Origin of the sequence: Jannaschia pohangensis, assembly GCF_900113875.1 — a bacterium.
Classification (GTDB): Bacteria; Pseudomonadota; Alphaproteobacteria; order Rhodobacterales; family Rhodobacteraceae; genus Jannaschia; species Jannaschia pohangensis.
On the sequence record NZ_FORA01000013.1, the window covers coordinates 1 to 7,922 of the forward strand.

Consider the following 7,922-nt stretch of genomic DNA (forward strand, 5'->3'; position numbering starts at 1 on the left):
AAATAGCCGAACGGCGTGCGACGTCCCCCTGCCAGCTCCTTCGCTTCGATATCGTGCTTGGACGCTGCGGACTTGAAGGACTTGTAGGCTAGCCAGAGCAGATAAAGTCCGCCGAAAATTTTGATCACTAGCAACGCCGAGGCATATGTCGCCAGAATCGCCGAAAGGCCAAAGACTGTGAGCAGCGCCCAGGTGAATGAGCCAGTAGCGACTCCGATGGCCAGCGCCATGCCCGACGCGCGATTAACGCTCATCGAAGTACCAATGACGGCAAGGATGTTCGGCCCGGGGCTAGCGATGGCGAGAAGAAATGCCGAGTAGGCAAGAAGAATGCCCGGGAGATATAAAGATATGTCTTGCATGGTTCGACCTTTCGCGGCGCTGCTTTGTTCACACTATGTTCTAGACAATCTGTTCTGGCAAATCATTTCGGTATTGCGAAAGCAGACATTGGCGCTGGCGCAGCGAAAGCTCACTTCGTCCCGCTTCTCGCTGGTTTGAGCAGGTGGCAGCGAAAGTGCAGTATCGGTTCAGGCGAAAGCGACACCTATGAATGACCGGAATGACGACTTGCGCCGCGCCGCAACGATGAGCGTGCCGCAGATGCGAGAACTTGCTGCGTCAGCGAAGTGAAAAGACTCAAGGTCGGGTTTGTCCCGCACTGCGGACCTCGCCGCCCTTTGCGACCGGCAGGCGCAAAAACGTGACAAAACCCCTTCTATTTTGCCGGGGGTTTTTGACCGGGTTATGTGTCTGATCTCAAGTGGGGCAGGACAGGGCGGCACAAACGACCGTTTTCGCCGCCAAGATATCTTATCGACGCGCTTCCATCGGCAAGATCGTTCCCCATTGAGTCTCGCGCGGACGGCCTATGACCCTGAAACCAATTTTGCGGTACGCAGCGATGGCCCTCGCGTTATCGGGATGTGGATCGACCGCGATCACCGGAACTCCAGCGGCAAACAAGTCTTCCATGCGCTGCGCGATGAATGTTGAACCATGACCGCGACCGAGCATAGTCGGCTCGCCGATAAACTGATCCAACCCTCGCGAACGCGGCGGCAGACTAGCGAAGTGATGTCCTTCCTGCGCATGGACGTCATAGTCTTGAATAAGCGCGAAGGGTGATCCGTCTGTTTCCACGATCCGCATTTCGACGTGGGCACGCCTGAGCTTGTCAGTAGTGTAGAGAGTGTCAGAGTCCCACCATTCGACCACATGCGGCTGTCGCAGCCAGGCATTGAGTTGATCAATGTCCTCGAAGTTTGCGGGGCGGAAGCGATAGATGGGCATTCAACTATGATAGAGTATTTGAGATCGGCAGGTCGATTGCCTTCGGCTTGTGCAATTTATCTCACAAAGAGTCGTTGCGCATCCTGACGTTTGTGCACAGGTGACATAGCGAGCGGCGGTGCATCAAGAGTTGTAAACCATGCCCTACCAGCCGATGCTGCTCTACATGGTTACTGACGTCGATATCCCATTCGCAGAGCTTCCGGATTCCGCGCGGCGGCACGTGCATATTTTCCAAGGACACCAATTCCTGGATCGCTTTGCGATGGGGATCATCGTGGCCGTGACGGCGCTCGCTCTGCAAGGACGAGGCTTAGGAGTAGGCGAGATCGGGACGCTCTTCGCAGTCTATGCCGCGATAGTTCTGACGACCGAGCTCCCCTTCGGCGGCCTGGCCGATGGCATTGGACGGAGACCAGTCTTCCTTCTCGCCACAGTGGCAAGCCTGGCAGCCTCTTTCGTCTTTATCCTATCGGATACTTTCTGGCCGCTGTCCTTATCTTTTGCATTGGTTGGCATAGGGCGCGCCTTGCGGTCAGGGACGCTGGACGCCTGGTACGTGGAGGGACTGCGCGAGCATGCGCCCGGGACGGAACTCCAGCCCCTCCTGGCGAGGGCGCAAACCGCAAACTTCGCAGGCTTGGGAGTGGGGGCGATTGTGGGGGGCCTCCTGCCCGGTTTCGTAGCGGGCAACGACCCTACGACGCCATTAGTCGGCCACACCGTCTACGACGTGTCATATGCAGCAGGGCTCGTGCTGACAGTGGCTGTGATCGCCTATACTGTTCTTCTCGTCCGGGAACCGGCCCGCCCCCTTAGCACTGCGATCATCCTGCGGGAGGTGCGCGCCGTCCCAGCCACCATCCGTGACGGCGCGCAGCTTGCTGCTTCGGACCGATCGCTGCTGCTGCTGCTAACAATTCTTGCGCTCATGCTTTTCGCTACCAATCCAGTTGAGGTGCTCTGGCCCACCGTAGTACAGGCATTGCTCGATCCCGAACGTGCCGCCGCATTGGTCGGGCTGGTGACGGCAGGGTATTTCCTTGCAATTGCCTTTGGGGCAAGCCTTGCCGGTAAGGTCAGCCGCCTTTTTAGGCGTCGTCACGCGGTGACGCTCGCGGTGGTTCTTGGAGCGCTCATACTTTGCCAGATCGTACTGGCTTTGCAGGGGTCGCTAGCGGGCTTCGTCGGAACCTTCCTTCTCTTCTCAGTGGTACTAGGACTTTCAGAGTCACCTGCCGCGACCATACTCCATTCTCGTGTGCCGGATGGCCGCCGGTCTACGATCTTGTCAGTTCAATCACTGCTCAAGCAGTTAGGCGCGATGGCGGGTCTTCTAGTCCTCGGCTGGATCGGCGATACAGAAGGCGTTGGCGCGGCATGGATCGCTGGAACGGTCGGTCTCGGCGCAGCGGCAGCATTGGCGATCCTGCTAGCGAGGCAGACGGGTCGCTAGGACAAAACGTTACAGCCGTTCTCGGACGCCCCTTCAACTCTCGCCACTCAGTATCCTCTGTTGCACAACCCAGGGGTTCCGCGCGGCTGGAGCGGATCAGATGCCGTCCAGGACGGTGCTGCTTTTACCGGAAGTCTCCGCCCTGACGAAGTCGCTGATCCTGCTAGGTGGAGAAACGCGGACAGAATCCACCGTTTTCGGCGCAACGGTTCTGGCAATGTGTTTTTGTCCGACCTTTGGACGGAACTGCTCATTACCAATTCCTTCCGGATACCGCTTTCGTTCCAAAACAGCATCGGTCCGTGATGGTGCCACGCTGAACGTTGCGCTAGGACCTTATCCACAATCTCGTCCAAGAGCAGAAATAGATGGTCAAGCGAAAGACAGGGGACAAGCTGGGGGACATCCGCCGTGCGACGATCGCTGAGGTTGTCGAATGCGGGTCTTCGGCCGCTTCGGTGAACGCGATCGCGAGGCGCGCCGGTCTCGCCGTCGGCACGATCTATCGATACTATGGGAACAAGGAGAACCTGCTCCGGTCGGTGCAAATGGCGGTGAAGACTGACCTCCACCAACAGGTAATGGCGGCGGCCGCAAGCCAGTCCGGATCGAAGGCGATTATCCGGGCAATGTGGTTTCGGATCCTACAATACGCCCACGAAAACCCCGACGCCTTCCTTTACTCCGAAGTCTTGATGAATTCGGCCCTTCTGACCGAGGACGAGCGGGGCCAGATCGATGCGATGCTTAACGAGGGAATGCGCTACGTCGAAAGGGCGATCGAGGATGGCAGCGTCCGTCCGGGCGACCTGCGCGTCATCCGCATCTTGCTCGCCGCTCCCGCGCTTCACCTTGGCCGTGCAGCGGCACGCAGCGGAAACACGCCGGACCTGGCCCGCGCGGAAGAAACCTTTGATTTGTGCTGGAAAGCCATCGCCACGTGATCTATCTAAAATGAGCAAGTATTCATTTTAGATAGATCGAGGTTCTGCATGTCCCGATTACTGACGGCTCTCACCGCAGCGGCGATCGCCCTCACGACAACCGAAGGAGCGGCCGAGATGACACCTGATGAAATTCGGCAAGGCTACCGGAACCATGCCGCGATGGCGCAATACCATCGCTGGTATCAAGTCTACGAGCGCCCCGAAGGCGGGATCGCGAATGCGCTCGATATCCTCACCCCGGACGTGACGGTCACTTCCGGTTTGGGAACTGCGAACGGGCACGAGGAATATGCCGCGCGCGTGACGCAACTTCCCGCGACCTGGAACAACGCTCACCATGTCGGCTCTACCGAGATCGTTCACAGCGAGGACGGAGCGATGACGCTGACTGCGCAGATCGTCTACCAGAACCTCGGCATGTTGCCGGATGGTGCGGCGAGGCAGGCGGACCTGACGTATGCGGTAGAACTTGTGCCGGGTGAGGGCGTCCTGCCGCTCCTCTCCAGCGTCGTGATCACACAGAACGGCGAGCCGGTCTCGGGAGAATTCAGGGATGCCTATGCAGAGAACCGGGTTCTAAGTCTGGTCCATTACTGGTTGGCCCTGATCGAGGACCCGGCCCGTGATCCCGAACCCGTTCGCGAGATTCTGGTCGACGCCTTCAGCCTGAACTTCTCCAGCGGGGCGATCACCGACTTCAATGGATTTGCGGACTGGCTGGCCGGGCCCGGATCGCAGATCGCGGCGAGCACGCATGTCATCAGCAACTTCTCGGTCGAAGAAACCGGCGATAACACCTACGCGATGACGGTCGACTTCGACTGGTCGGGCATTCTTCCGGATGACAGCGTCATGGTCGCCAGGACCCGGCACAGCTGGGCGGTGGTCAACGATCCGACCGAGCGCTTCGCGCGGATCAAGGCCGTCGATGTCGAGGTGCTGGAACCTTTCCGCCCCCGAGGCGAGTGATGAGGCTCAAATGAAACGCGTCCTGATCTGGCTCGGCAGCATTGTTGCGCTTATCGTCGCCGCGGCCCTTGGCTTGTTGTTCCTTGCGCCCGCCACGGTCGTGTCGTTGACCCAGTGGCAGGCTGCCCGTGCGGCAGGGCTCGAAAGCAAGACCGTCGATGTGAACGGCTACGAAGTCCACTATTTCGAAGGCGGTCAGGGGCCGATTCTTGTCATGCTGCACGGTATGGCCGATGACCGGCACTCTTTTGTCGGCACGGCCGGAGCGCTGACAGATAGCTATCACGTCATCCTGCCCGATCTGCGCGGTCACGGCGACAACGCGCCCGACCCCGGCCTCGATTACAGCATCGTCGGTCAGCGCGACTTCGTGCGCGGCTTTTCCCGGGTACTGGACCTCGATCACTTCTTCCTTGCCGGGAATTCGATGGGCGGTCATGTCTCGGCGGCGTTCACTCTGGAATACCCCGAGATGGTGGATCGTCTCATTTTGGTGAATGCAGCCGGGCTCGTTGTGGACGACACGGTCGTCTACGGCGGCTTCGGCGACACGATCGAAACCGAAGAGCAGTTCGACGCCCTGATGGCGCGCGTGATGTACAACCCGCCCTCGGTGCCCGGCCCTATCAAACGCCATCTCATCGCCACCACGAATGCGCGGGTGGATTTCATCAACGGTCTCGCCGCCGCTGTTCGCGAGGGCCCGCAATACGACCTCCTCGATCAGATCGCGGCAATTCAGGTTCCAACTCTGGTGCTCTGGGGTGAAGAGGATGTGGTGGTCCCGATGGCGGTCGCCAATGCGTATGCCGAGCGCATACCCAGTGCAGAGCTGGTTCTGTTGCCCGAAGCAGGCCATTCGCCTCAACTGGAAGCCCCGGACCGCGTGGCGAAGGCGATAAGGGATTTTCTGCGCGCAGAGTAGGTTTGTGCGGCCAACCGGGCGGCCGCATCCAACTAAGAGGTCAGTCAAATGAAAAAGGTCATCCTCATCACCGGAACCTCTACCGGTCTTGGCCTTGCCATCGCGGTGCAGGCTGCGCAGGCGGGCCACACCGTCTATGCCACGATGCGCAACATCGAAAAGCGTGGCACGCTCGATGAGGCTGCGCGAAATGCTGGTGTCTCGCTCGACTTGCTCCAACTCGATGTTCGGGACTCGGCTTCCGTCTTGCTGGCGGTCGAGGCAGTAATAACCCGACACGGCCGCGTCGACGTTCTTATCAACAATGCAGGGGTGGGATATGTTCGCAGTCTCGAACAGGCCGACGAGACCGAAATCCAGTCGATCCTGGATATCAATTACATGGGCGTCGTCCGGTGTATCAAGGCGGTAATACCGCATATGCGACAGGCCCGCGCAGGTCATATCGTCAATATTACTTCGGTGGGCGGGTTGGTCGGACAACCCTTCAACGAGATCTATTGCGGGGCGAAGTTTGCCGTCGAGGGGCTGACCGAGTCGATGGCGAGCTACATCACGCCAGCATTCGGGATCAGGTTCACTGCTGTCGAGCCCGGCGGCATCGCTTCAGAATTCGCGAATTCCGTCCGCGCTAATATGGAAGCGTCCGGCGGCCTGCTGGACGACGAATATTTGCCGATCTTGCAGAAATATGTCGCGGGCGCGCAGACTCGTCGGGACGATGGAGCCTTCCAAACCGCGGATGATGTGGCTCAGGTCGTCATGCAGGTTATCACAACCAAAAAAACCCCCGTGCGCATCCGGACGTCTGACTGGGCCGAAGAATTCGCCGGTTTGAAGACCGGTCTTGATCCGGATGGCAACAAACTGCGTCGGCTGGTGATGGAGAGGTTTCTTGACGAGACCGCGACAGATTAACCAGCGGGCAGCATGGGTGAGCCTTTTGGAGCGCTCGCCTTTCAGCATCCCGCAGCGGTCTACCTATGATTTGCGCTATAGGCGTCGTTTCTGGCTCATTACAAACCTCGTGACCAGCATCACGGAATGATGTTTGGCGCGATTGCCCACGCAACCTGAAAAGGCGCAGGACTTCGAAATGCAGGACCTTACTCCGCGACCGGCAAACCATCCGCCAAAGCTCTCGAAAACCCATGAAACAGCGCGTCGATCTCGGTATCCGGTCGCCCACCGATCATCGCGCCGAAGAAGTTGACCGAAAAGGACACGTGCTGGACAGCCGCGAACAGCATGTCGATATCGACATCAGGGGCAACAGCGCCACGATCTTGCAGCAGCGCCACCCGGTCGCGGAAATTCCGGTCCGCCTTCCCGTCCAGATTCTTGGCCCCCTTCTTGCGGAATTCCGCGTCAATGGCGGATCGGCTGATGATAAGACGGACAATCTCTTCGTCCTTCAGGTCGTCTTGCAGCTTCGCGTGCAGGTAACGATAGATTTCATGCTGCAGCGTGTCTTGTGGCGGGTAGGAGAGCCCCCCTTCCCGCCGTGACGCGACGAACTGGTCGGTGAGTGCGGCAAGTAGCCCTTCCTTGCCGCCGAAATACCGGCTGATGAGCGACAGATTGGCCTGTGCCGTCTCGGCGATCTCGCGCAGCCCGGCGGCGTCATAGCCGCGATCGGCAAACACCTTGCGGGCAGCTTCGAGGATCCGCGCCTCGGTGGCGGCGCGGTCCTTCACCTGGCCCGGCGACCTCATCTCTTTTGGCTGTACCGTCTGCATGTGTACAACTGTTTACATGTGCGCGGCGGCGCTGTAAAGAAAACGAGTGTTTACATTGATGCGACTCATGAGGGACTTCCTGGACGGAAAACCGATGACCACCGGACCGGACCTGCCGCGCGCAAGCCCCATGCTGCGCCTCGCCCTGATCCTCGGCCTGTTGTCGGCCGTCGGACCCTTCGCGATCGACATGTATCTTCCGGCGATGCCCGCGATTGCCGAGAACCTGGGCGCTGATGAAGCGGTGACGCAACTGACGCTGGCCGCCTACTTTGCCGCCTTCGGCCTTGCGCAGCTTTTCTACGGGCCCTGGTCCGATCAGGTCGGGCGCAAGGTGCCGCTCTATACCGGCCTTGGTATCTTCGCTGTCGCTTCCATCGGGTGCGCGCTCGCCCCGACAATCAGCTGGCTGATCGCTTTCCGCGTGCTGCAGGGTCTTGGCGGGGCCGTGCTGATGGTGCTGCCACGCGCCGTGATAAGGGACCAGTATACCGGACCACAAGCCACGCGCCTGATGGCGATGGTCATGCTGGTGATTTCCGTCTCCCCCATGCTGGCCCCTCTCGCTGGCAGCGCCCTGTTGGCTCTCGGTG

The 7,922-nt window shown here is 59.5% G+C and carries 9 protein-coding genes; 6 read left to right on the top strand and 3 right to left on the bottom strand.

The features are described from left to right. Window positions 1-362 (bottom strand): LysE family translocator (locus BM002_RS18815; RefSeq protein ID WP_139212427.1); only part of this gene is annotated, 362 nt, incomplete at its 3' end. Window positions 363-813: 451 nt separating this feature from the next. Continuing rightward, window positions 814-1,293: a GNAT family N-acetyltransferase gene (locus BM002_RS18820; protein ID WP_092785201.1), complete on the bottom strand. Its 480-nt coding sequence runs from the start codon at window positions 1,291-1,293 to the stop codon at window positions 814-816. 139 nt (window positions 1,294-1,432) lie between these two features. Here BM002_RS18820 and BM002_RS18825 point away from each other — a divergent pair, with 139 nt between their 5' ends. From BM002_RS18825 to BM002_RS18840, 5 genes are all read left to right on the top strand, one after another. Next, window positions 1,433-2,749, top strand: a complete 1,317-nt coding sequence (locus BM002_RS18825; RefSeq protein ID WP_245749330.1) for an MFS transporter — start codon at window positions 1,433-1,435, stop codon at window positions 2,747-2,749. Window positions 2,750-3,117: 368 nt separating this feature from the next. Further along, the gene (locus BM002_RS18830) at window positions 3,118-3,693 is read left to right on the top strand and encodes a TetR/AcrR family transcriptional regulator (RefSeq protein ID WP_092785205.1); all 576 of its coding nucleotides are present in this window, start codon (window positions 3,118-3,120) and stop codon (window positions 3,691-3,693) included. Between the two features lie 48 nt (window positions 3,694-3,741). Next, complete coding sequence (locus BM002_RS19400; RefSeq protein WP_175484974.1) at window positions 3,742-4,665, top strand: hypothetical protein; 924 nt, start codon at window positions 3,742-3,744, stop codon at window positions 4,663-4,665. A 10-nt stretch (window positions 4,666-4,675) separates the two neighbouring features. Beyond that, on the top strand, window positions 4,676-5,590 hold the full coding sequence (locus BM002_RS18835) for an alpha/beta fold hydrolase (protein WP_175484975.1): 915 nt from the start codon (window positions 4,676-4,678) through the stop codon (window positions 5,588-5,590). 48 nt (window positions 5,591-5,638) lie between these two features. Further along, window positions 5,639-6,508 (top strand): SDR family oxidoreductase, encoded by an 870-nt coding sequence (locus BM002_RS18840; RefSeq protein WP_092785211.1) that lies wholly within the window; start codon window positions 5,639-5,641, stop codon window positions 6,506-6,508. Window positions 6,509-6,696: 188 nt separating this feature from the next. On the opposite strand, the gene BM002_RS18845 is transcribed toward BM002_RS18840, so the two are convergent. Beyond that, window positions 6,697-7,329, bottom strand: coding sequence for a TetR/AcrR family transcriptional regulator (locus tag BM002_RS18845; RefSeq protein WP_092785214.1), 633 nt, complete (start codon window positions 7,327-7,329; stop codon window positions 6,697-6,699). 130 nt (window positions 7,330-7,459) lie between these two features. Between BM002_RS18845 and BM002_RS18850 the strand changes: the two genes are divergently transcribed. Next, on the top strand, window positions 7,460-7,922 hold a 463-nt coding region (locus BM002_RS18850), incomplete at its 3' end, for an MFS transporter (protein WP_139212428.1).

Bases quoted from the DNA above. Each gene is read 5' to 3' on its own strand.
- BM002_RS18840 (WP_092785211.1), top strand. From the start codon at position 5,639: ATGAAAAAGGTCATCCTCATCACCGGAACCTCTACCGGTCTTGGCCTT.
- BM002_RS18820 (WP_092785201.1), bottom strand. From the start codon at position 1,293: ATGCCCATCTATCGCTTCCGCCCCGCAAACTTCGAGGACATTGATCAA.
- BM002_RS19400 (WP_175484974.1), top strand. From the start codon at position 3,742: ATGTCCCGATTACTGACGGCTCTCACCGCAGCGGCGATCGCCCTCACG.
- BM002_RS18845 (WP_092785214.1), bottom strand. From the start codon at position 7,329: ATGCAGACGGTACAGCCAAAAGAGATGAGGTCGCCGGGCCAGGTGAAG.
- BM002_RS18830 (WP_092785205.1), top strand. From the start codon at position 3,118: ATGGTCAAGCGAAAGACAGGGGACAAGCTGGGGGACATCCGCCGTGCG.
- BM002_RS18835 (WP_175484975.1), top strand. From the start codon at position 4,676: ATGAAACGCGTCCTGATCTGGCTCGGCAGCATTGTTGCGCTTATCGTC.
- BM002_RS18825 (WP_245749330.1), top strand. From the start codon at position 1,433: ATGCCCTACCAGCCGATGCTGCTCTACATGGTTACTGACGTCGATATC.